This is a genomic window from Actinomyces oris, from assembly GCF_001929375.1.
GTDB lineage: Bacteria > Actinomycetota > Actinomycetes > Actinomycetales > Actinomycetaceae > Actinomyces > Actinomyces oris_B.
In genome coordinates, this window is record NZ_MSGO01000019.1 from 1 (window position 1) to 23,690 (window position 23,690).

Consider the following 23,690-nt stretch of genomic DNA (forward strand, 5'->3'; position numbering starts at 1 on the left):
AACTGGATGCGCGAGTGCGTTCCCTGAACGGTTGCCGCGATGGCCCGGGCCAGGGCGGTCTTGCCGGTGCCGGGGGCGTCCTCGAGCAGGAGGTGGCCCTCGGCGAGCATGGTGGTCAGGGCCAGCCGAATGACCTCGGTCTTGCCCAGCAGCGCCTGCCCCACGTTGTTCACCATCCGGTCGAAGGTGTCGGCGAACCAGGTCGCGTTCTCATTCGTCATCGCCATGTTTCGCCCTCGTTCCTGGTGGGGTGCTGACTGCGGTGAAGGGAGCCGACCCGGTCAGGGGACTCGGCGGCTGATCGGTGTGGGGGCGAGCCCGGCGTCGAGGCTCGACGAGGGCGGGCGCCGGTTGCTACGTGCATGTGAACCAGGTCCCCCGATCCTCGTTGGACATCAGAATGGTGTTGTAACCGCCCTGCCACCTGGGGCGGCCGCTGTATCCGCCGGAGCCGTCGACCGTGAGCGTGGTGCTGACCTCCCGCCGGTTCCAGGTTCCGCTGCAGGTCACGGTCGAGTTGGGGGGCCAGTCCGAGAGAGTCACCTCCTGGTACCGGGCGTTCTGTCCCGCACACCCTCCGACGTTGCACCGCCCCTGGCCGCTGAGTGAGCCGGCGTAGTTCCTGGCGAAGGAGCGGGTCGTCGCCTCGGCGCAGTTCTCCTGGCCCTTGCGCGAGCCCAGCTCGGAGGAGGACTGCACGGCACGGATGCACACCCGTGTCGTGCTGCCCTCCGCGACGCTCCACTGCTGGGAGCCTGAGGCACCGGCGTCGTCGTCGGAGGAGGGGCCGCTCAACCGGTAGCGGGTGGATCGTCCGCCGTCGCCCCCTCCGGACCAGGAGCAGGAGACGGAGGTGGCGCTGCCGGCCGAGCAGCTGATGCTCGGTGAGGCGGGTGGGCCGAAGGGGGTGACGCTGCCGGCGCTGACCGCCTCCGAGCAGGAGGTGCTCCCGGTCTTGGACCCGCAGACACGCACGTAGACGGTTGAGGCGCTGCCGTCACTGAGCCCGTTGCCGCTCAGGTCGCTGATGGACTGCCAGGAGGAGCCGTCGGTGCTCCACTGGGTGGCCAGCTCCCCGGCGCTCCAGCCGTTGCCTGCGGAGGCGCCGGTGGACAGCGAGATCTGGCGGCTGGTACCGGTGGCACTGATGCCCCTGACGGTGGGCGCCGGTGGGCGCCCCACGACCCAGGTCGAGGTGGACTGTCCCGCAGAGGTGTGGGTGGAGGCCTTGGCGGAGTCGTTGGTGGCCGTCACCGTGAAGGTCACCTGGCTCTGGGAGGCGCTCACCCCTTCCAGGGTGGCCGAGCGGTTGCCCGCGCCGGAGACCGTCTTGGAGGCCCCGGTCGAGGAGGTCACGGTGTAGTACTCGATCGGTCTGCCGTTGGTGTCGGACACCGGCCCCCAGGAGACGGTGACGGTGTCCGAGGAGCCGCCGGTGCCGAGATTGGCCGAGGCCGCCTGGACCGAGCCGACCGGTCCGGGCCTTCCGTAGGGGGAGACCGCCAGGGAGGCGGAGGACCACTGCTGGCTCTCACCCTTGGCGTTGACGGCCTTGACCACCGCGGTGTAGGCCGTCCCGTTGCTCAGGCCGGAGAAGGTGGCGCTTGTTCCCGACACCGTCTGCTGCTGGCCACCCGGGCTGAGGGCGACGACGTATCCGGTGATGGCCGAGCCCTGGTTGGACGGGGCGGACCAGGACACGCTCACCGAGCCGTCACCGGCGGTGGCCACCGGCTGGGGCACCGTGTCCGGGACGACGTCGATCGAGGTGGTGGCCGAGGCCGAGGCCTCGGAGTCACCGACCTCGTTGTGGGCCACCACGTGGAAGGTGTGGTCCTTGCCGTTGGTGCGGCCCTCCATGAGGCAGCTGGTGACCGTGCCGCAGTCCTGGGAGTCGCCCTGCGTCTCGTCATAGACGGTGAAACCACTGATCGGCGCGCCGTTCGCCGCCCCTGCGGTCCACGAGACCAGGGCCGTTGAGGCGCTGCTGGAGGAGGCCGCCACCGAGGTCGGTGGACTCGGCCGGTTGCGCACCGTCACCTGGAGCGTGCCCTCGACCTCGCGTCCGGCGTCACCGGTCTTGTCCCCGACCCGGTAGGTGATGACTCCTGTCCGGGCGCCGGCTGCGGGCGTGATCGTCAGGGTGGAGCCGGAGCCCGTGACCGTGATCCCCTCAGGGGCCGTGGGGGTCCCCACGAGGCGGAGGGGGGAGTCGGGGAAGGGGTTGACGGCGTAGGAGGAGATGTTCACGGTGGTGGACTGACCGGCGTCCGCGCTCACCGACGCCGGTGAGAGCATGATGAGGGGCCGGGACGAGGAGACGATGCTCACCGGCACCGAGCCCGATCCCTGCGCCCCGGAGGCGTCCTTGACATCGATGGTGAGCGAGCCCAGGGAACCCTTCGAGGCTCCCGAAGGTGCTGTCACCGACAGGGTCCTGCCGCTGATCGAGGCCTCGACGCCGGTAGGGACGTTTCGCACCGAGTAGGACAGATCAGCCGGTTTCTCCCCGTCGGGGTCGGTGGCCCACAGCGATACGTCGACCGTCGCGGTCTCACCGGGGGCCACCTCGATGGCAGTGGGGGCGATGGTGGGCGGACGGTTGTCCCCGGGGGTCACCGTGATGGGAAGCGTCAACCAGGCGGTCTTGCCACTGGAGTCGTTGAGGTCCTTGCCGTCGGTCACCTCCACGGTGACCGATGAGGGGCCCGAGTAGTCGGGGCGTGAGGCGAAGGTCAGCGTGGTGGAGTCCTTGACCAGGCTGGAGCCGTTCCAGCCTGCGGCGGCTGTCACCTTGTTGCCGTCGGTCAGCTGCACGCTGCGGCCCTTACGGGTGAGCACGTAGTCGCGCAGCGCGATGGTCAGGGTCTGTCCGGAGCGCACGGTCAGGGGCATCTTGCCGGCGTCGACCTCGGGCTCGGTGACCACCGATCCGGGGACCTCGACCAGGGCGGAGGAGGCCAGCCCACTGGGATCGGTGACGGTGTAGAGCACGAAGCGGGGCTCCTCGCCCACCGTGATCGTCAGCTCCCCGTCCTGCCCGACGCTCACGCCCTCGTCCTTGGTGGTCACGGTGGCAGCGTCGATGTCGCCGTCCGGGTCCTCGTCGTTGTCCAGAACCGGGACCTTGACGCTCCGGTTGGATCGGGCCTGCTCCCTGCTGATGCGGTCGTCGCGGGCGATGGGGGCCTGGAGCGGCGCCGAGGCGGAGACCGCCAGGGTCACCATGCCGACGACGGGCTCGGAGCGGCCGTCCGTGACGCCGTACTGGACGGTGTAGCTCCCCTCGGTGCTGGGGGTCGTGAGTCTGAGCCGTGGGCCGTCGGCCGACGGGGACACTCCCGAGTCCTGGCCGGAGACGAGGGAGGACTCCAGGGACAGAGTGTCCCCGTCCGGGTCGACGTCGTTGGCCAGTACCGGGACGGACAGGTCGACGCCGGGCCGTGCGGTGACGACATCGGCCACGGCGACGGGCTTCTGGTTCGTCGCCCCGGCGGGCGCCACACCGACCCGGACCACGGCCGAGGCCGTCTTGCCGAGGCGGTCCTGGACGGTGTAGCTGAAGACGTCCGTGCCTGATGCCTTCGGGGCGGCCGTGTAGGTCAGGGACGCCCCCTCCAGCTCCACTCCGCCCAGACGCGGTGAGGACATCAGCCCGCTGAGGCTGACCGAGTCGCCCTCGGAGTCCAGCCCCTCCATGGGGATCGGGATCGTCACCTTCTCCCCGGCCACGGCCCAGCCGGTGACGTCCTTGGGGTGCGGGGCCGTGTTGCGCTCGTCGTCGCGGGCCACGACGGTCAGGTTGACGCTGGCCGAGGCGACGTTGCCCTCCGAGTCTCGCACGCTGTAGATGATCCGTCCGCTGCCGGGCTGCTCCCCGGCGCGGAAGCGGACGACGTCGTCGGAGACGAAGGGCTCACCCATGGCAGGGTCGATCTCGTGCTGGAGGTCGGGCTGGACACTCATATCCAGTCCTGCGGGGGAGCGGTCGTTGTCCAGGACGCTGATGGCGCCCACGTCCCCGGCCCGCACCACGAGCGTGTCATCGGTGAGCTCGGGAGGCGTGGTGCTGGGGGCCGCCGGGACCGGGATGACCTGGAGCGTGCCCTCAGCCGTCCCGGCCGCGTTGGCCAGCGTGTAGGTGACCGTGGTGGTCTCGGTCAGCCCGTTGGGAGCCGTGATGCGCAGGAGGTGGTGCTCCAGGAGCGCCACCACCAGGGGACTGCCCTCGGGGGTGCGCACGGACTGCACGGAGAGCACCCCGCCCTGCGGGTCGGAGTCGTTGTCCAGGACCGCCGACAGCGCCTGTCCTCCCGCCGGCAGAGTGATGACGTCGTCCTGCGCCACGGGCAGCGCGGACTGGTCGACCTCGATGGCATCGACCCGGATCACGCCCTCGGTGGCGGAGGGGCCGTCACTGACCGTGTAGGTCAAGTAGAAGGTGCCCGCCTTGGACGGGTTGAGCGTGACGACCCCGGTACTGACGTCGGCCGTGGAGCTCAGCCCCTCGGGCGCCTCCCCCACGGAGGCCAGGCGCAGGGTGTCACCGTTGGCGTCGACGTCATTGGCCAGCGGCGAGACCTGACCGGACTGGCCCACCGGGACGACGACGTGGTCCGCGTTGGTCACCGGGGGCAGGTTCTCGTTGCCGTGCACCTTGACCGTCAGGCGGCCCTCAGTGTCCTCGTTGCCGTCGGAGTAGGTGACGGTCAGGTCCGTGCTGCCCGTCGCCTGCCCCATGTCCTTGACCGTGATGGTGCCGTCGGCCCGGTACGTGACGTCGAATCCTGAGGGGAAGGAGATGCTCTTGAGGTAGACGGGATCGCCGTCGGGGTCGAGCCAGTCGTCGGAGACGTTGAGAGTCGTGCTCGCTCCGGAGGCGAGGTCGAGCGAGGAGAGACGTTTCTGCTCGGGGCCGGCGTTGACGGAGAAGGGGTGGACGTTGAGGGTGACGTTGGCGCTGGCCTGCGCCTGGCCGTCATCGAGGGTGTAGGCGAAGGACGATGAACCCGTGGCGTTGTCGTCCACCTTCACCTGCAGGGCGGCGCCGGAGCGCACCCGGCCCACCTTTCCGAAGGACGGCTGCGAGGTCGCGGTGGCCACCAGGACGTCGCCGTCGGGATCGGTGTCGTTGGCGATGACCGGCAGGTAGGAGGTCCGCCCGGGCCGCACGCCGAAGGAGTCGTCCTGGGCCTGGGGAGGGGTGTTCTCCTTGGACCGCTCCTGAGTGGCCTCGTCCCGGGTCTCAGTGGACTCCTCGTCGGAGTACTCCTCGCTCTTCGTCTGGGAGCTGATCTGCTCCCAGTTGTCGACCTGGACCATGTTCTTGTCCGGCAGCCACACGCCGCCGGTGGGGATGTCGTTGAGGACGATGACGTCGCGGTTGGTACGGAAGACGGCTTTCGAGACGTTGTTGAGCGTGGGGACGGGGATGTCGACGTCGTCGCCGGTGCCCGCGCAGTCCCGCAGGAAGGAGCCCTTGACCCCCCAGGCCGCGTAGGCGCAGCCCGAGTGCTGCGCGGGCCGGGAGGGGCTGCCACCGGTGACGCCGGGGGAGACCGATGAGACCTTTCCGGACAGGCTCACGCGAAGCAGCCCGGAGGTCGAGGAGACCAGGACCTCGTTGGCCTGGGGGCCGGGAACCTGGAGCTGGAGGTCGTCCCCGGACAGTGATACCGCCCGGCCTCCCGGGAGCACGAGGGTGCCGCTGCGGCGGTCGAGGACCACGCTCTTGTCTCCCACCGCACTGACCTGCAGCTCGGCGTCGTCCGCCAGCTTCGGCAGCGAGGTGGTCGAGATGTCGTTGACGGAGCCGCGGGGCGTGACCGTCTTGACGGTGCCGGTCCTGATCGATGCGACGTGGGCCGAGCCGTCGGTGCCCATGGCCAGAACGGCGCCGGGCATGTCGGAGATGGTGGGAGGAGCTGCCGACTGGCTGAAGGTGGGGGCCTGCGAGACGTCGGCGACCCAGACCCGGCCCGTGGCCGGATCGGCCACCCCGATGCGGTCCCCGCCCAGCTCCATGGTGGATGAACCGGTCGAGCTGTTCGGCGGCATGAGGGTCGTGCGGGCCACGTCGATCTGCGTGTAGGTGTCCGAGGATGCGTCGGACATGAAGACCTGGGAACCGGACTGGTCGACGTCGAAGCTCGTCGAGGAGGTGCGCAGGCCCCCGTCGAGCGTCTGTGAGGGGTAGTTGAGGTGGGCGACCATCTTCATCTTCCCGTTGGTCACCCACACCCCGCCGTCATGAAGATCGACATCATGAGTGACCATCCCCGGGTGCAGGACGATGGCGACCAGAGCCGCAGCGGTCAGTACCGCGATGACGCCGACACAGACGCGGCGCCTGGAGAACCGTTTCACAGTGCTGCGCTCCAGCAGAAATGAGGGATGGGCCAGGGGGATGGCGCTCGTAAGAACGACCAAGATTTTAACTTCCTTGTTGGACGGCAACAAACGTTCCGAATGTGCGGAGACACAGAGGGGGAGCGGATTTTTCGTTGGGATCAAGGAGAAGGGATGGCCTGCATCCGCGATGCCGCCCGGGTGGTTGTTATGAACTTGTGATTCGACTGGTGAGGTTGTGCGTTGAATCAAGGTGCCCGCTTCTGTCCCAGGCGGAGATACTGCCGCGGGCGGTGCACTGTCGACGTCTGCGGCGCGCTCTCCACGGAGGGCCCGCCCCGGCGCCGTAGTCTTCAGCTGCTCGAGTCTTCAGCTGATCGTGCCGCCAGGCCTGCGCGGCTCCTCGCGCCGGCCTGCGCGAACCCGTTGGGTCAGGCTGATCGCCGTCAACTGTTCGTCATCTATCCGCCATCATTCGTCATCGCCGTCGTGGCAGGAGGGGAGTCATGTCGAGGACACGTGCCGATCTGCTCGCCTCCTACCGCAGCTACCTGGCCCTGCAGCGGGACCTGTCCGGGCACACCGTGCGCGCCTATCTCATCGACCTCAACGACCTGCTGAGCTTCCTCGGCGTCGGTGAGGGGGACGCCGAGCCCGTCGACGCCGCCCTGGCCACCCTGGACCTGGCGGACCTGCGGGACTGGCTCGCCGCGATGGCCGCCAGCGGTCACTCGCGCGCCACCCTGGCCCGCCGCTCGGCCTCGGCGAGGACCTTCTCCTCCTGGGCCTTCGAGACGGGACTGCTCGCCTCCGACGTCGCCGCGCGCCTGCGTGCGCCCCGCGTCGACAACCGCCTGCCAGGGGTGCTGACGACCCAGCAGGCCTCGCAGCTGCTCAAGACCGCCGCGGACCTCGCCTCGGACGGGGACGTCCTGGCGGTGCGTGACCTGGCCATCATCGAGACGCTGTATGCGACCGGCGTGCGGGTCTCCGAGCTCGTCGGCCTGGATGTCGCCGACCTCGACCACTCCCAACGGACCCTGCGAGTCCTGGGGAAGGGCCGCAAGGAACGCACCGTTCCCTACGGGCTGCCCGCCGCCAAGGCACTGGAGGCATGGCTGCGTCGGCGCGGCGAGATCTGCGCCGACGACGCGGGAGGCGCCCTCTTCCTCGGGGCGCGGGGACGGCGTATCGATCCCCGGGCGGTGCGCGACGTCGTCCACCGCCTGTGCACGGCCGCCCGGGTCCCCGACCTGGGACCGCACGGGCTGCGGCACAGCACCGCCACCCACGTCCTGGGCGGGGGAGCGGACCTGCGCAGCGTCCAGGAGCTCCTCGGGCACTCCTCACTGGCCACGACCCAGCGCTACACCCACGTCTCGGCCGAGCGCCTGCGCAGCGTCTACGAGCAGGCCTTCCCCAGAGCCTGAGGCGGCGCGAGTCCGTCCGACGGCACCATGGTGGGCTGACCCCGGGTGAGTCCTGGACCTCAAGGACACCCCGAAGGCGTGCCGGACCCGAGGACCGGCCAGCGGGGGAGCGCAGCTCAGGACAGACGGGCCAGACGGCGGGCGATCGCGATGTGCAGCGAGAAGCTGCGCTGCATCTGCGCGGTGCTGTGGAGGTTCATGACGACGTGGGCGCGCTGGCGCGGGTAGAAGAAGCTGTGTACCGCCCACAGGCCCAGGCCTCCCACCGGCTCGGGCAGGCCCCGCAGGATCAAGGGCATGAACTCGTTGAAGCGGATCGTGGCCAGGCCCGTCCCGTAGTGGAGGCCCGCGCGCAGGCGGGAGCGGGGCCGGGCCAGGCGCGCCAGCAGATCCCGGTCGAGCAGGTCTCCCTCATGCAGGGCCTCCTGGAAGCGCACCATGTCCTCCAGGGTGGTCACCGCGCCGCCGTCAGCAGACCCGGCGGACAGCGCCCTGGCATGGCTGATCTCCGCACCCTTGACCCAGGCCGGAGCGATCTTCAGGCCTGTGACCCAGACTGGAGCGATCTTCAGACCTGCCAGCTCCTCATCGGTGGCCGTGGAGTGCGGCTGACCCGTGCGCGTCATCCCCGCGGGCTGGAACACCTGGGTGCGCAGCACCTCGTGGGCGGACAAGCCGGTGACCTCCTGGAGCACGCACTGAGCCAGGGCGTAGTTGGCGTCCCCGTAGGCGAAGCGCTCACCGGGCCGGCCCTGGGGCGGCATCCCCGCGCACTGCGCCATCACCTCGGCCAGGTCCCACCGGCGGTCGGGCTGGCGCATGAGGCGGTCCAGCGAGCACTCGGTGGAGTGCCCGCGCGGAGGCTGCAACGGGTCGGGTAGTCCTGAGCGGTGGCTGAGCAGGTGACTCAGGGTCAGGTCCCGGGACAGAATGACGCCGGGAGCGGCGGGTAGCGCGGACAGATCGATGCCCGGGGCGAGCTCGCCGATCGGCGCATCCAGGGACAGCAGCCCCTGCTGGGCCAGGCGCGCCGCCGCGACCGCCACGAAGGGTTTTCCCGCGCTCGCGGTATGAAAAGGCCGGTCGACCTCACCGAAGGAGAGCCTCACCCCCGGGGCGACGATGAGCACCTGCGGGGCCGGCAGCCGCGGGCGCCGCTTAGCGGCCATCCTCTCCAGCCTGGGACGCAGGGAGGAGCCGAACCAACGCTGAAGGGACTCGGAGGGCCTCATGTCTCCACCTCTCAACAAGACGCCTTTGAAGGGGCTGTGCCCGAAAGCCCACCACGCTCCACGACCTCCCATCATCGGAAGGAATGCCGGCGAGATCAAGCGTCGATCACCGGCTCTACTGGACCGGCTTGAGGCGGATGACGGCCGGTTGCAGCAGGCGCAGCGGGTTGATGTAGGTCTTGGGACCGGTGCGCGCCCCCCAGTGCAGGGCGCAGACCCCGTCCGAGCGGTGCCCCGGCAGCAGGGTGCCGACGACCTGTCCCGCAGCCACCGCCTCACCCGCGCTGACGGCCGGTTCGACCGGCTCATAGGTGGTGCGGATCCCGTCGGCGTGATCGATGGACACCACGGGGCGCCCGGCCACCATGCCGGCGAAAGCGACCGTCCCCGCGGCGGCGCTGCGGATCTGAGCGCCCTCCGCGGCCGCGAGATCCACTCCCCGGTGCCCGCGTCCCCACACGACGGCGGGCGGGTCGAAGTCCTCCACCACGGTGGCCGGCGCGCCGGTCGGCCACTGGTAACGGCCCCGCGGGCGACGGGTGCCCGCAGACCGGTCCGTTAGCGCCTGGTCGCCCGTCCCCGTCTCGTTGACGAGTGGGGAGGAGGGGCTCAGGCTCGTCACGAGCGAGGTCGACGAGGTCAACCAGTGGGCGGCCTCGGCCGGCCCGGACACGCTGCCCGTCCGCTCGGGAAGCAACGGATCCTGGACCCACGGAGGCGGAACCGTGGTCACGGCAGTGCTGGTGGCCGGACTGGTGACTGCGCTCATGCCCTGAGCCGGTGGTGCACCGGGCAGTGCGGCCAGTGAGCCGCAGGTGATCACGGCCGTTGCCAGCGCCGCGAGGCGGCGGGGCGAGTGGTGGGGAGGAGAGGGCGGCGTGCGATGATCTCGGAGGTGGCGGCTTTGCCGGGGCTGCTGTGGGTGCATGCCCTCAGAGTGCGCGCCGAGCGGCCTTCGGTGCCGGGGGCGTCGTCGGCCCTGTGGAAAGCCCCTTGAGGAAGCGGCCTGTGGTGACTGGGACGACTCCGAATACCGCGGATTCGGCCTCGGCAGCCGGTCCAGTCCTGTGGTAGCCTCGCCCCCGCAGCATTCTGCGGATCGCTCCGGCGTCAGCGGGAGACGGGCCCGGAATGCTGACTTCGCGTGCCTGTACCCGAGCACCTCGGGACGTCCCTCCGGGCGACACGGTCGCGGTCCCGGTCATCACGGTTCGCCACGGTGAACGGGTGGCCGTGCGTCGCAGGCACCAGGCCCCATCCGCGCCGGCTCCCAGCCGGTCACCGGCTTCGGTGCGCGTTCGCAAGCGTGCGGAACCACGGGGAAGAACCCAGAAGAAGAACCCCGGGACGTCCCCGAGCGCAGCTCGGCCGTCCCCCGAAATGATCGTGCGTCGAGCAACCTCTCGGCACACACGGAAGGACCGTCATGGCCGTCGTTACCATGCGCCAGCTCCTTGACAGCGGTGTCCACTTCGGGCACCAGACTCGTCGCTGGAACCCCAAGATGAAGCGCTTCATCCTCACCGAGCGCAACGGCATCTACATCATCGACCTCCAGCAGTCCATTGAGGGCATCAACACCGCCTACGACTTCGTCAAGGAGATCGTCGCTCGCGGCGGCAACATCCTGTTCGTCGGAACCAAGAAGCAGGCTCAGTCCGCCGTGGCCGAGCAGGCCCAGCGCGTCGGCATGCCCTACGTCAACCAGCGCTGGCTGGGCGGCATGCTCACCAACTTCTCCACCGTGCGCGCCCGCCTGGACCGCATGAAGGAGCTCGAGCAGATCGACTTCGACGACGTGGCCGGCTCCGGCCGCACCAAGAAGGAGCTGCTCATGATGCGCCGCGAGAAGGACAAGCTCCAGCGCACCCTGGGCGGTATCCGCGACATGAGCAAGCTCCCCGCGGCCGTGTGGGTCGTGGACACCAAGAAGGAGCACCTGGCCATCTCCGAGGCCCAGAAGCTCGGGATCCCGGTCATCGCCATCCTGGACACCAACTGCGACCCGGACGAGGCCACCTACGGCATCCCCGGCAACGACGACGCCATCCGCGCCGTCACCCTGCTCACCCGCGTCGTCGCCGACGCCACCGCCGAGGGCCTGCTGGCCCGCTCCGGCGGCCGCGTCCGCACCGGTGAGGAGGCCGAGGTCGCCCCCGCCGACGCCGAGCCGCTGCCCGAGTGGGAGGCCCAGCTCCTCGCCGGAGCCGAGGCCGACGCGCCGGCCGCTGAGACCGCCGAGGCCACCGAGGCCCCTGCCGCCGAGCAGGCCTGAGCGCACAGCCTCAGCTCCTCGCTCACAGCGCGGCATCCCCGCGCTGTGAGCACCTCTTCACTCGTCCTTTTTCACACGTCTATTAGTCACTGACTGACCAGGAGACATTCATGGCGAACTACACCACCGCTGACATCAAGGCGCTGCGCGAGAAGACCGGCGCCGGCATGCTCGACGTCAAGAAGGCCCTCGACGAGGCCAATGGCGACACCGAGAAGGCCATCGAGATCATTCGCGTCAAGGGCCTCAAGGGCATTGCCAAGCGCGAGGGGCGCGCCGCCTCCGCCGGCCTCATCGCCGCCAAGGTCGTCGACTCCGGCAACGGCCAGGTCGGCGTCCTCGTCGAGATCAACGCCGAGACCGACTTCGTGGCCAAGAACCAGAAGTTCCTCGACTACGCCGAGCAGGTCCTCACCGCCGCCCTCGACTCCGGCGCCACCGACGCCGAGGCCCTGGCCGAGGTCGAGGTCGACGGCTCCACCGTCAAGGAGCTCACCGACGGCATGCAGGCCGTCATCGGCGAGAAGATCGTCGTGCGTCGCGTCGGTCGTCTTGAGGCCGACAAGATCGAGCTCTACCTGCACCGCACCAACCCCGACCTGCCCGCTCAGGTCGGCGTCCTGGTGGGCACCGACGCCAAGGCCGCCGAGGCGGCTCACGACGTCGCCATGCACATCGCCGCGTACTCCCCGGCCTACGCCACCCGCGACGACGTGCCGGCCGAGGTCGTGGACAAGGAGCGCGCCATCGCCGAGGAGACCACCCGCGCCGAGGGCAAGCCCGAGAAGGCCATCCCCAAGATCGTCGAGGGTCGCCTCAACGGCTTCTTCAAGGAGAACGTCCTGGTCGACCAGGCCTTCGCCAAGGACCCCAAGACCACGGTCGGCAAGGTCGTCGAGGCCACCGGCGGCGAGCTGACCGGCTTCGTGCGCTTCCGCGTCGGCGCCTGATCCGTTCACTGTTCGGGTCGGTTCGGCCAGCCGCTGGCGAGGTCGGCTCGACCGGTGATGTCTGAAGACATCCGGGGCGGGGGTGCGAGCACCATGCTCGTGCCCCCGCCCCGTCCTGTTCCCCTCTCACTCATCGACGTCCCTCACCGTCTGCTCCCCGGGGCGCCTTCCTCAAGCACGCCTCATGCGTGGTCCTCGTCCCATGGCATGCCTGACCACCCGGGTTGACGCTCATCGTGGCCCGGTGCCCGCCCGGGACGGGGTAGGCTGTGCCAAGCCTGCCCACCGAACCCAGGAGACATAGCGCAATGAGTCAGGAACCGGCTCGTGACGACCGCGTCGCCCACGGCACGCACCCCCGACGTGTTCTACTCAAGCTCTCCGGTGAGGTCTTCGGCGGCGGATCGATAGGGCTGGACTCCGACGTCGTCTTCGACGCCGCCCGCCAGATCGCCGAGGCCGTACGCGCCGGAGTCCAGGTCTCCGTCGTCGTCGGAGGCGGGAACTTCTTCCGCGGCGCCGAGCTCTCCTCACGCGGCATGGACCGCGCCCGCGCCGACTACATGGGCATGCTGGGGACCGTCATGAACGCCCTGGCCCTTCAGGACTTCATCGAGAAGGCGGGGGTGCCCGCCCGCGTCCAGACGGCCATCGCCATGGGGCAGGTCGCCGAGTCCTACATCCCCCTGCGGGCCATCCGCCACATGGAGAAGAACCGCGTCGTCGTCTTCGGCGCCGGTGCCGGCCTGCCCTACTTCTCCACGGACACCGTCTCGGCCCAGCGCGCCCTGGAGACCCACTGCGACGAGCTGCTCGTGGGCAAGAACGGGGTCGACGGCGTCTACACCGCCGACCCCCGCAAGAACCCCGAGGCCCGGCGCCTGGACCGGCTCACCTATGAGCGTGCCCTGGCCGACGGCCTCCAGGTGGTCGACGCCTCCGCCTTCGCCCTGTGCCGCGACAACGGCCTGACCATGCGGGTCTTCGGCATGGGGGAGCCCGGTAACATCACCCGCGCCCTGCTGGGTGAGAGAATCGGGACACTCGTCAGCTGCGACTGACCCGGCTGCGGGCTCCGACGGACCGCCGACGGTCCCGTCCGAGCTCCGTGGCCGCCCCGGCGCAGACGGCCAGCACACCCTCCCAACCCGCAGCCATCCCCACGATGACCGACCCGACCACTACCTGACGAACCCACGACCGCCCAGTAAAGGAAGCACCATGATCGACGACGTCATGCTCGAGGCCGAGGACAAGATGGACAAGGCCCTCCAGGCCGCCAAGAGCGAGCTGGCCACCATCCGCACCGGCCGCGCCAACCCCTCGATGTTCAACGGGATCGTCGTGGACTACTACGGCGCCCCCACCCCGCTCCAGCAGCTCGCCTCCCTGACGATCCCCGAGGCCCGCACCGTCCTGGTCAGCCCCTTCGACCGCTCCGCCATGAAGGACATCGTCACCGCCATCCGCGAGTCCGACCTCGGCGTCAACCCCACCGATGACGGCGCCGTCATCCGCGTCACCCTGCCGGCCCTGACCGAGGAGCGCCGTAAGGACTACGTCAAGCTCGCCCGCTCCCGCGCCGAGGACTCCCGCGTCCAGGTGCGCGGTATCCGCGGCAAGGCCAAGAAGGAGCTCGAGGCCATCAAGAAGGACGGCGAGGCCGGCGAGGACGACGTCAAGCGTGCCGAGCACGAGCTCGACGGCCTCACCAAGCGCTTCGTCGAGCAGATCGACGCCGCCCTGAGCGCCAAGGAGGCCGAGCTGCTCGAGGTCTGAGCCGCCTCGTCCCGGGATCGGCCGCGCCTCCCGCCCGGCCTCCCGCCCCTGTCCCGTCAACCCCTGTGAGCCCCGTGTCGCCTCTGCTGAACCCGCGTCCCACGCGCAACCACGACCCCCTGCCCGCCACCGGGCGGGCGGGACGCAACCTGCCCGCCGCCATCGGGGTGGCGGTCGTGCTCATCTCCGTGGTCCTGGGCTCTCTGGCCTTCTACAAGGTCATCTTCGTGGGCGTCGTCGTGCTGGCCGTCTGCGGGGCGCTGTGGGAGCTGGCGGCGGCCTTCGCCCGCAAGCGCATCCGCCTGCCCCTGGCGCCGCTGTGGCTGGGGACCCTGGGAATCTCCGTGTGCGCCTGGGAGGTGGGAGCGGAGGCGGCCTTCGGGGCCTACGTCGCCACCGTCGGCGCCTGCGTCCTGTGGAGCTTCATGGACCAGGCCGAGGCGGAGGTCGGCACCGTCCTGGAGCAGGCCGGTCACGACATCCCCCGCACCGAGGCCCACGACGAGGTCCGCCGCTCGCGCTCCAGCGCGGCGGCCGCCTCGGTCTTCGCCGCCACCTACCTGCCCTTCCTGGCCGGTTTCGCCGTACTGCTCCTCGTGCAGGAGCACGGCGTGGGGAAAGTCATGATGCTCATCGCCCTGGCGGCAGCCAACGACACCGGCGGGTGGATGGCCGGCATCACCTTCGGCCGTCACCCCCTGGCGCCCTCGGTCTCACCCAAGAAGTCCTGGGAGGGGCTCATGGGCTCCCTGCTGGCGACGGTGGCGACCGGGGCCGGCTGCGTCTGGGCCATCGGCGGTCCCTGGTGGGCCGGGGCCGCACTGGGCGCCTGCACCGTGGTCGTCTCCACCCTGGGCGACCTGGGAGAGTCCCTGCTCAAGCGCGACCTGGGACTCAAGGACATGGGCACGCTCCTGCCCGGACACGGGGGAATCATGGACCGGCTCGACTCGATCCTCGTGGCCGCTCCACTTGTCTACGCCTTCACCCTCCTGGTGAAATAGGGACGGCATGCCGCACCCATCCCTATCGACCAGCCCGGCCCTCCCCAGCCCCGGGACACGAGGAGCACGAGCGTGAGTCCATCGCGAGTACAGCAGCGCCCCCGGCGCCCACAACCCGTCAGCATCACCGGGCGGCCGCGTGACGGCCAGGTCCAGGTCATGCCCACCGACCAGCCCCCGGAGGGCGCCTCCAACCCGGACGCCAAACCGCGCCTGTCCTTCGCGGTGCCGCCGGCGCGCGGAAAGGCCCCCCATCACCTGGCCGACCTCGACCTGGCCGGCCGTAAGGCCGCCTGCAAGGACTCGGGCCTGCCCTCCTTCCGGGCCGACCAGCTCTCACGCCACTACTTCACGCACTTCACCCGCGACAGCGCGGACATGACCGACCTGCCCGCCGCCCAGCGCGAGCAGCTGTGCGCCGAGCTGCTGCCCGAGCTCATCACCCCGGTGCGCGCCCTGCGCGCCGACGGCGGACGCACCATCAAGCACCTGTGGGAGCTGCACGACGGCGTGCGCGTCGAGAGCGTCCTCATGCGCTACAAGGAGCGCACCACCCTGTGCGTCTCCTCCCAGGCCGGCTGCGGCATGGCCTGCCCCTTCTGCGCCACCGGTCAGATGGGCCTGACCCGCAACCTGTCCACCGGGGAGATCGTGGAGCAGGTGCGCCACGCCGCCCAGGCCTCGGCCGCCGGGGAGCTGAGCGGGGGACCGGCCCGACTGTCCAACGTGGTCTTCATGGGCATGGGCGAGCCGATGGTCAACTACAAGAACGTCGTCGGCGCCCTCCACCGGCTCATCGACCCGGCCCCGGAGGGCTTCGGCCTGTCGGCCCGCGGTATCACCGTCTCCACCGTGGGACTCGTCCCCCTCATCCGCCGGCTCGCCGGCGAGGGGCTGCCGGTGACCCTGGCCGTCTCCCTGCACGCCCCCGACGACGAGCTGCGCGACGAGCTCATCCCCGTCAACTCCAAGTGGAAGGTCGGTGAGCTGCTCGACGCCGCCCACGACTACTTCCTGGCCACCGGCCGGCGCGTGTCCATCGAGTACGCGCTCATCAAGAACATGAACGACCACGCCTGGCGTGCCCAGCTGCTCGCTGACGAGCTCAACCGCAGGGACACCGGATGGGCCCATGTCAACCCCATCCCGCTCAACCCCACCCCGGGGTCCATCTGGACCTGCTCGGAGGTTGCGGTTCAGGATATGTTCGTTGACACGCTCCGGCGTGCCGGAATTACCACGACAGTGCGAGACACTCGAGGCAGCGACATCGACGGTGCCTGCGGTCAGCTCGCGACCGAGGTACTCAACCAGGAGAGGGCCAAGACGACATGAGCGACATGTTCCCCAAGGCAGCGCTCCTGCGACCGGGCTACCGCCCCGAGCAGGTGGACCGCTACTTCGAGACGGCTCACGAAATCTACGACGCCGGTGAGCTCGACGAGATGGACTCCGAGGGCGTACGCACCGTCGCCTTCGACGTCGTCCTGCGCGGCTACCAGCCCCAGGCCGTGGACGCGGCCCTCGACCGGCTCGAGGCCGCCTTCCTCCAGCGCCGGCGGGCGGCCTTCGTGGCCAAGAAGGGCCGCCAGGCCTGGATGGACCAGGTCACCCAGCTCGCCACCACCCTCTACCCGCGTCTGCTGCGCCCGGCCGGCGAGCGCTTCGCCCCAGCCTCCGGGCAGGGGTATGACAAGACCGACGTCGACGCCCTCATGGACCGTATCGCCGGCTACTTCGACTCCGACACCACCCTGACCTCCAGCGAGGTGCGCGGAGCGGTCTTCCGCCGGGCCCGGGGGAACAAGGCCTACGGGGAGCCCAGCGTCGACCGCTACCTGGCGCGCGTCGTCGAGGTCCTCCTGTCCGTCGAGTGAGTCGAGTACATCCTGAGGAAACCCGCCACCCCATGACCAGCCACGCACCAGCGCCCTGCCATCACCCACCGCGACTGGTCCTCCTGGGATCCACCGGGTCGATCGGCACCCAGACCCTCGAGGTCCTCACCCGCCTGGGGACGGCCGCTCCGCAGGTGGTCGCCCTGGCCGCCGGCGGATCGCGCCTGGAGCTCCTGGCCCGCCAGGCCATCACCTGGGAGGTTCCCGTCCTGGCCGTCACCGGCGGGGGAGAGGACCTCGCCGACCGCCTGCGCCAGGCCCTGAGGGCCGCAGCCTCCCAGGCGGGCCGACCCGACCCGGTCACCACCATCCTCACCGGCCCCGATGCCGCCACCACGGCGGTCCAGGCCGCCGAGCTCGGGGTCTGCGACACGGTCGTCAACGGCATCACCGGCTCGGTGGGACTGCTGCCCACACTGGCCGCCCTGGCCGGCGGAGCCCGCCTGGCCCTGGCCAACAAGGAGTCCCTCGTCGTCGGGGGCGCCCTGGTCCGCCAGGCGCTCACCCGACCCGGCCAGATCGTTCCCGTGGACTCCGAGCACTCCGCCATCGCCCAGGCCCTGGCCTGCGGCCGCCACGAGAAGGGACTGACCAGCCCCGTCCTCAGCGGGCGCAGTGAGGTCAGGCGGCTGGTCCTGACCGCCTCCGGCGGTCCCTTCCGCGGGCGCAGCCGCGCCGAGCTCACCGGGATCAGTGCCGCCGCCGCCCTCAAGCACCCCACCTGGGACATGGGGCCGGTGGTGACCATCAACTCCTCGACCCTCATCAACAAGGGGCTCGAGCTCATCGAGGCCCACCTCCTGTTCGACATGGCCCCCGAGCAGATCGACGTCGTCGTCCACCCCCAGTCCGTCATCCACTCCATGGTGGAGTTCACCGACGGCGCCACCATCGCCCAGGCCTCCCCGCCCGACATGCGCCTGCCCATCGCCCTGGGCCTGACCTGGCCCGAGCGCCCCGACCTGTCGGGGCTGGTGACTCCCAACGACTGGCACCAACTGGTCAGCTGGACCTTCGAGCCGCTGGACAGTGCCGCCTTCCCCGCCGTCGACCTGGCCCGCAGCGCCGTGGCGGCCTCGGACACCCACCCGGCCGTGCTCAACGCGGCCAACGAGCAGGCCGTCGCCGCCTTCCTCGCCGGCGGCCTGGAGTGGCTGGACATCATCGAGATCGATGCGGCCGTCATCGGCGAGCACGAGGGCCTGACCGGCCCGGGCCTCGACGACGTCCTGGCCGTGGAGACCTGGGCACGCGCCCGCGCCGACGAGCTCATCGCGGCACGAAACGGAGGAACGCACTCGTGAGCACCACCCTGGCCTACATCCTGGGCATCGTCATCCTCATCATCGGGATCGGTGTCTCGGTGGCCCTTCACGAGCTCGGGCACATGATCCCCGCCAAGCGGTTCGGCGTGAAGGTCCCCGAGTACTTCATCGGCTTCGGCCCCAAGATCTGGTCGTTCAAGCGCGGAGAGACCGAGTACGGTGTCAAGGCCATCTGGCTGGGCGGCTACGTCAAGCTCGTCGGCATGCTGCCGCCCGCCAAGCCCGGCAGGCCGGACCGCCGGCGCAAGGACGGAAGCCTGGGCATGGTGGGCGAGGCGCGCGCCGAGGCCCTGGAGGAGATCCGGCCCGGAGAGGCGCACCGGGCCTTCTACCACCTCAGCGTCCCCAAGAAGCTCGTCGTCATGGCCGGGGGAATCCTCACCAACCTGGTCCTGGGGATCGTGCTGCTGGCTGTGGCCGTCGGCGTGGTCGGCATCCCCGGACGCACGACGACACTGTCGACCGTGACGCCCTGCGTGTCATCCAACATCGACGCGAACGCCCCCTGCCAGGACTCCGACCCGGTCGGCCCCGCCAGCGCCGCCGGCATCCGAGTCGGCGACAGGATCGTCTCCTGGGGCGGGGTGAAGGTCTCCTCCTGGGAGGAGCTTCAGGCTCGGATCACCGCCGGCGGCACCAGCCCCACCGAGGTCGTCATCGAGCGCGACGGAGCTGAGCGCACCGTGAGCGTCACCGCGGTCGAGGTCCAGCGCACCGTTCGCGACGCGCAGGGCGCCCCGGTCAAGGACGCCTCCGGGGCCGTGCGCACCCAGGCCCGCCCCTATGTCGGCATCTCCCCGTCGCTGGGAACCATTCCCCTGAGCCCCGCCAAGATCCCGGGCGTCATCGGGCAGGCCATCGGAGGGACGGTCAAGGCCATCGCCACCCTGCCGGTCGGCCTCTATCACGCCGTCCAGGCGGCTCTGGGCATTGAGCAGCGCAGCGCCGACAGCGGCGTCGTGGGCCTGGTGGGCATGGGGCGGATGGCCGGAAACGCCACCAGCGGCGGTGTGGCCGGAGGCGGAGAGGTCCCCCTGTCGATGCGGGTGAGCACCATGCTCATGCTGCTGGGCAGCCTCAACCTGGCGCTGTTCGCCTTCAACCTGGTACCCCTGCTGCCCCTGGACGGCGGGCACGTGGCCGGAGCCTGCTGGGAGGGCATCCGGCGCTCGATCGCCAAGGCGCAGGGCAAGCCCGATCCGGGGCCGGTGGACACGGCCAGGATGCTGCCGGTCGGTCAGGTCGTCTTCGGTCTGCTCATCGTCATGGCCCTGGTCCTGGTCTGGGTGGATATCGCTGCGCCGCTGTGAGGCCCGCAGGGTCGGCGGGGCGTGAGCAAATCGGTACCGGCGGGAGCGATGCCACACACCTGAGGCGCGGGGCCGGGCAGGGCGGGTGACATACTGGTCGGGTGACTGAAGCGATCGCTCTTGGCATCCCTACGATGCGTGCCCAGGCCCCGGTCCTGGCGCCGCGCCGACCGACCCGCAAGATCCAGGTCGGCAGCCTGAACGTCGGTGGAGACGCCCCCATCACCGTGCAGTCGATGACCACCACGAAGACCCACGACATCGGCGCCACCCTTCAGCAGATCGCCGAGCTGACGGCCGCGGGCTGCGACATCGTCCGCGTGGCCTGCCCCACGGACAAGGACGCCGAGGCGCTGCCGATCATCGCCAAGCAGTCGCGCATCCCCGTCATCGCGGACATCCACTTCAACCCCAAGTACGTCTTCGCCGCCATCGAGGCGGGCTGCGGCGCGGTGCGCGTCAACCCCGGCAACATCCGCAAGTTCGACGACCAGGTCGCCGACATCTGCAAAGCCGCCTCCGACGCCGGCGTCTCCCTGCGCATCGGTGTCAACGCCGGTTCCCTGGACAAGCGCCTGCTCAAGAAGTACGGGAAGGCCACCCCCGAGGCACTCGTGGAGTCGGCCACCTGGGAGGCCGGGCTCTTCGAGGAGAACGACTTCCACGACTTCAAGATCTCCGTCAAGCACCACGACGTCGTCACCATGGTGCAGGCCTACCGGCTCCTGTCGGAGGCCGGCCAGTGGCCCCTGCACCTGGGCGTGACTGAGGCCGGCCCCGCCTTCCAGGGCACCATCAAGTCCTGCGCCGCCTTCGGCGCCCTGCTCGCCGAGGGCATCGGTGACACTATCCGGGTCTCCCTGTCCGCGCCTCCGGTCGAGGAGGTCAAGGTGGGCACCAAGCTGCTGGAGTTCATGGGGCTGCGCCAGCGCCAGCTCGAGATCGTCTCCTGTCCCTCCTGCGGCCGGGCCCAGGTGGATGTGTGGACCCTGGCGGAGGAGGTCGAGGCCGGGCTCAAGAACATCACGGCACCGCTGCGCGTGGCCGTCATGGGCTGCGTCGTCAACGGCCCCGGCGAGGCCCGCGAGGCGGACCTGGGTTGCGCCTCGGGCAACGGCAAGGGCCAGATCTTCGTGCGCGGCCAGGTCGTGGAGACCGTCCCGGAGGACCAGGTCGTCGAGACCCTCCTCAGGCACGCCGAGGTCATGGCCGCCGAGATGGCCGAGGAGCTCGGGCCGGAGGCCCTGGTCGGTACCAGCCCCATGGTCTCCGCAGCCGGCTGAGGACCGGTGAGGGCCGGGCGCCTCCAGCGCCCGCCTGGGCCTGACGGGTATGAGCTTCCTGCGGCACCGCGAGACGAGACGCGCTCAGCGTCACGCCGACCGCCTGACACCGGTTCCCTCCGATCAGGTGTCGGGAGTCATGTCGCTGTGCGCTCTGGATCCGGTGTGCGCCGTGAGCCTGGTCCAGCAGATGCAACGCTGGACCCGCTGGGGACGCGGCGACGTGGTCGCCCTGGGGGGGACTGGTGCAGCCCGTCGCCGTGGCCTGGTCGGTCGGCTCCCTCATGCCCTTCGGTCTGGACGGTCGCCCCGAGCACGGTCTGCGGGCGGCGGACACCGGCGAGATCCGGGCGCTGGCCGAGCACTCCAGACCCCGCCTGTCCAGGCACGGTTCCGTCTGCGGGCCGGCCCGGGACGTCGCGGCGGTCTGGGGGGCGCTGAGCGAGCAGGGAGTATGTGCCCGCCAGGAGCGCTGGAAGCAGCCGGTCCTGGCCGCACCTCGCGCGGCTGCGGGACTGGGCGGCGCGCACCGGCCCCGTCACCCGTCCCTGTCCTGGGTGGGGCAGGCGGTCCGTCGGGCGCATCCGAATGAGACGGAGATGGTCCTTCCGGCCTCGGTGGACATGTTCGTCGGCGAGCTCGGTTACGACCCCACGACCGATGGTCCCGGATACCGGCGCCACGTCGGCTGGCTCGTCGAGCAGGGGCGCAGCTATGTCGTCCTCGACGACGGCGCCGGTGGGCCGGTCCAGCCCGGATCGCCCCGGGCGGTGGCCTTCAAGGCCGACGTCGGGGCCCTGTGGCACTGCCCGACAGGCGGCATCGCCCAGCTGACCGGTGTGTGGACCCGCCCCGACCTGCGTGGGCGGGGAGTCGGGGCGGCGGCCCTGGCCGGTGTGGTGGACGCCGTGCGCCGGGACCACGTCGGTGCCGACGGCGTCGTGAGCCTCTACGTCAACGACTACAACACCCCCGCCATGGCGCTCTACCGCTCCCTGGGCTTCGAGCAGGTGGGCCTGTTCGCCACCGTGCTGCTGTGAGGCGGAGCGTCAAGACGATGCCGTTTCGTTACAGGGTGCCTGCAAAGTCATGGTGAACAACATATGGAGCACCTCAGCCGACTCGTCTACGATCACCGACCGTGCGCAATACGGTCGAAGTCGACTCCGAGAGCACGGAGCGTCAGAATAATATCGAGGTCTGGAATGACCTCGTTTCACCCAGAGACCTGCTCATCTGTCTCCTGATATCGGTGATATGCATCGTTGCGGCGGTACTTTTCTCCTCCTTTTTCGGGGGTAAGCCGCTGTTCTGGGGACTGGGAGCCTCCACTGCAGGTTTTATCGCCTGCTGCTTCCTCGTGAGTCCCAAGCGAGAGGTCGTCATTGTCGATGAGCCGAGCGCCGGCGCGAGTGGAGGTGAGGATCAGTGACTGTGAGCCTTCTCCTCATGATGGTGGTCGCCATCCTGGCGGCCGTGGTCCTTTACACCTTCATCGGTTTCATCCCCGGTACCGACGAGACGGGGGTGCTCGCACCCGTCACCCTGGCGATCATCCTCGCGGGAGCGCCGCCGCACGTGGTACTCGCATTCTTCGTCTCCGCCGTTGTCACGCTCAACCTCATGAACGGAATCCCGACGGCACTGGTCGGTCTTCCCGGCGGAGTGATGTCCGCTCCGCTCATGGATCATGCCATGGTGCTGCGCGACAAGGGCCTGGCCTCGGACACGATCCGGAAGATGGCCGTGGGCTCTGCCGTCGGAACCCTCATCTCCATTCCCCTGAGCTTCCTCCTTGCTAGTCTGCTGCTGCCCATGGCCGGCTGGATCAAGTCCAACTCCGATATCGTTCTGGCTGCCGGTGCCGTGGTTCTGGCCCTGCTCGGGAAGAACCGCATTCTCTCCCTGGTGTCGATTCTTCCCATGGCGCTGCTGTTCCAGGCGCTTCCGGCGCTTTATCGGGGCGCGGGTATCATTCCGGAGAAGGCCAGTGTCAACACCTCCTTCTTCCTCGGGATCACCGTGGGTCCCATGCTCCTGACCCTCCTTGAGCTCCTCAACGCCAAGCGCCGGGAGGCGCTGCCGCACGGCAGCCGCACCAAGGCGGAGCTGCTGCGCTCCGGGTTCGGCCGGCAGGCGCTGTGGCCGGGCCGCCTCATCACGAGGTCCGAGGGCTGGTGGAGTGCCGCGATGGCCGCCGTGTCCACCCCGCTGTTCATCCTCAGCCCGGTGGGCCTGACCTTCCTGCTGGGGGAGGCCTCCGTGGCCCGTCAGAACGAGGACCGAGTACCCCGCGCGCAGCGTGCGGTGACGGTCATGAGCGCCCTGACCCACTCGACCTACCTGGCGGGTGTCATCATCCCGCTGGTAGCGCTCGGGGTCCCGATCTCCGGGGTCTCCGCCGGCCCCGCCGGGCCGCTTTTCAATGCCGGGTCGGTCTACACCAAGCAGCACAATCTGCACCACCTGCTGGATCTGCCCTGGTTCATCATCACCGTGTCCCTCGGCGCCCTCGTCGCGGTCGCGATCACGTACATCATCGCTGTGCGCTGGTCCTCGCAGATCACCTGCTTCGTCATGCGTCGCATCCCCCACGAGGCGGTGCTGGCGCTGTTCGTCGCCTTCGTCATCCTGCTGGCCTACATCGATGCCGACCAGAAGGCGGGTCTGGCCAATGTCTTCGGGGTCCTGCTCGTCGGGGTCGCATGCGGGTCGTTCAACCGCCTGGGCGTCTCCTACGGAGTGCAGTTCATGTCCCTCTACGCCGCCCCCGGCATCGTCAAGGCGCTGGCGGCCCTGGCCTGAGGCCGTCCAACGGGGAGGCGGCGAAGGCCGGGGACGGGCCCCTGACGGGGC

Annotated in this window: 17 protein-coding genes and 1 pseudogene; 14 read left to right on the forward strand and 4 right to left on the reverse strand. The window is 69.9% G+C overall.

Annotated elements, in window-relative coordinates; translation table 11 throughout:
- Together BKH32_RS05220 and BKH32_RS05225 are read right to left on the reverse strand one after the other, a co-directional pair.
- On the reverse strand, positions 1-227 hold a 227-nt coding region (locus BKH32_RS05220), incomplete at its 3' end, for an AAA family ATPase (protein WP_178384562.1).
- Between the two features lie 127 nt (positions 228-354).
- On the reverse strand, positions 355-6,429 hold the full coding sequence (locus BKH32_RS05225; RefSeq protein ID WP_075248960.1) for an Ig-like domain-containing protein: 6,075 nt from the start codon (positions 6,427-6,429) through the stop codon (positions 355-357).
- A 425-nt stretch (positions 6,430-6,854) separates the two neighbouring features.
- Between BKH32_RS05225 and BKH32_RS05230 the strand changes: the two genes are divergently transcribed.
- Entirely contained in the window at positions 6,855-7,778 is a 924-nt protein-coding gene (locus BKH32_RS05230) for a tyrosine recombinase XerC (RefSeq protein WP_075248961.1), read from the forward strand.
- Between the two features lie 116 nt (positions 7,779-7,894).
- Here BKH32_RS05230 and BKH32_RS05235 read toward each other — a convergent pair whose 3' ends face one another.
- Together BKH32_RS05235 and BKH32_RS14325 are read right to left on the reverse strand one after the other, a co-directional pair.
- Positions 7,895-9,010: a serine hydrolase domain-containing protein gene (locus tag BKH32_RS05235; protein ID WP_075248962.1), complete on the reverse strand. Its 1,116-nt coding sequence runs from the start codon at positions 9,008-9,010 to the stop codon at positions 7,895-7,897.
- Positions 9,011-9,125: 115 nt separating this feature from the next.
- The gene (locus tag BKH32_RS14325) at positions 9,126-9,779 is read right to left on the reverse strand and encodes a murein hydrolase activator EnvC family protein (protein ID WP_256690971.1); all 654 of its coding nucleotides are present in this window, start codon (positions 9,777-9,779) and stop codon (positions 9,126-9,128) included.
- A gap of 657 nt (positions 9,780-10,436) precedes the next feature.
- On the opposite strand from BKH32_RS14325, the gene rpsB reads away from it, so the two are divergent.
- The 13 genes and pseudogenes from rpsB to BKH32_RS05310 all read left to right on the forward strand — a co-directional run bounded on the left by rpsB (position 10,437) and on the right by BKH32_RS05310 (position 23,639).
- Complete coding sequence (rpsB, locus tag BKH32_RS05250; protein ID WP_075248965.1) at positions 10,437-11,285, forward strand: 30S ribosomal protein S2; 849 nt, start codon at positions 10,437-10,439, stop codon at positions 11,283-11,285.
- Between the two features lie 110 nt (positions 11,286-11,395).
- Positions 11,396-12,235 (forward strand): translation elongation factor Ts, encoded by an 840-nt coding sequence (tsf, locus tag BKH32_RS05255; RefSeq protein WP_075248966.1) that lies wholly within the window; start codon positions 11,396-11,398, stop codon positions 12,233-12,235.
- A 308-nt stretch (positions 12,236-12,543) separates the two neighbouring features.
- A complete protein-coding gene (gene pyrH / locus BKH32_RS05260) occupies positions 12,544-13,296 on the forward strand; it encodes a UMP kinase (protein ID WP_075248967.1) in 753 nt (250 codons plus the stop codon).
- 160 nt (positions 13,297-13,456) lie between these two features.
- The gene (gene frr / locus BKH32_RS05265; protein WP_075248968.1) at positions 13,457-14,014 is read left to right on the forward strand and encodes a ribosome recycling factor; all 558 of its coding nucleotides are present in this window, start codon (positions 13,457-13,459) and stop codon (positions 14,012-14,014) included.
- 74 nt (positions 14,015-14,088) lie between these two features.
- Positions 14,089-15,018, forward strand: coding sequence for a phosphatidate cytidylyltransferase (locus BKH32_RS05270; protein WP_075248969.1), 930 nt, complete (start codon positions 14,089-14,091; stop codon positions 15,016-15,018).
- A gap of 72 nt (positions 15,019-15,090) precedes the next feature.
- Positions 15,091-16,353 (forward strand): 23S rRNA (adenine(2503)-C(2))-methyltransferase RlmN, encoded by a 1,263-nt coding sequence (rlmN, locus tag BKH32_RS05275; protein WP_075248970.1) that lies wholly within the window; start codon positions 15,091-15,093, stop codon positions 16,351-16,353.
- Entirely contained in the window at positions 16,350-16,895 is a 546-nt protein-coding gene (locus BKH32_RS05280) for a DivIVA domain-containing protein (protein ID WP_075248971.1), read from the forward strand. The genes rlmN and BKH32_RS05280 overlap by 4 nt, the downstream gene beginning before the upstream one ends.
- A 32-nt stretch (positions 16,896-16,927) precedes the next feature.
- On the forward strand, positions 16,928-18,220 hold the full coding sequence (gene dxr / locus BKH32_RS05285; protein WP_075248972.1) for a 1-deoxy-D-xylulose-5-phosphate reductoisomerase: 1,293 nt from the start codon (positions 16,928-16,930) through the stop codon (positions 18,218-18,220).
- Entirely contained in the window at positions 18,217-19,551 is a 1,335-nt protein-coding gene (locus BKH32_RS05290; RefSeq protein WP_075248973.1) for a M50 family metallopeptidase, read from the forward strand. The genes dxr and BKH32_RS05290 overlap by 4 nt, the downstream gene beginning before the upstream one ends.
- A gap of 101 nt (positions 19,552-19,652) precedes the next feature.
- On the forward strand, positions 19,653-20,834 hold the full coding sequence (gene ispG / locus BKH32_RS05295) for a flavodoxin-dependent (E)-4-hydroxy-3-methylbut-2-enyl-diphosphate synthase (protein WP_075248974.1): 1,182 nt from the start codon (positions 19,653-19,655) through the stop codon (positions 20,832-20,834).
- A gap of 49 nt (positions 20,835-20,883) precedes the next feature.
- A pseudogene (locus BKH32_RS05300) lies at positions 20,884-21,874 on the forward strand (GNAT family N-acetyltransferase).
- A gap of 101 nt (positions 21,875-21,975) precedes the next feature.
- A complete protein-coding gene (locus BKH32_RS05305) occupies positions 21,976-22,266 on the forward strand; it encodes a hypothetical protein (RefSeq protein ID WP_075248975.1) in 291 nt (96 codons plus the stop codon).
- A complete protein-coding gene (locus BKH32_RS05310; protein WP_075248976.1) occupies positions 22,263-23,639 on the forward strand; it encodes a tripartite tricarboxylate transporter permease in 1,377 nt (458 codons plus the stop codon). Before BKH32_RS05305 ends, BKH32_RS05310 begins: the two co-directional genes overlap by 4 nt.
- Positions 23,640-23,690 lie beyond the last annotated feature (51 nt).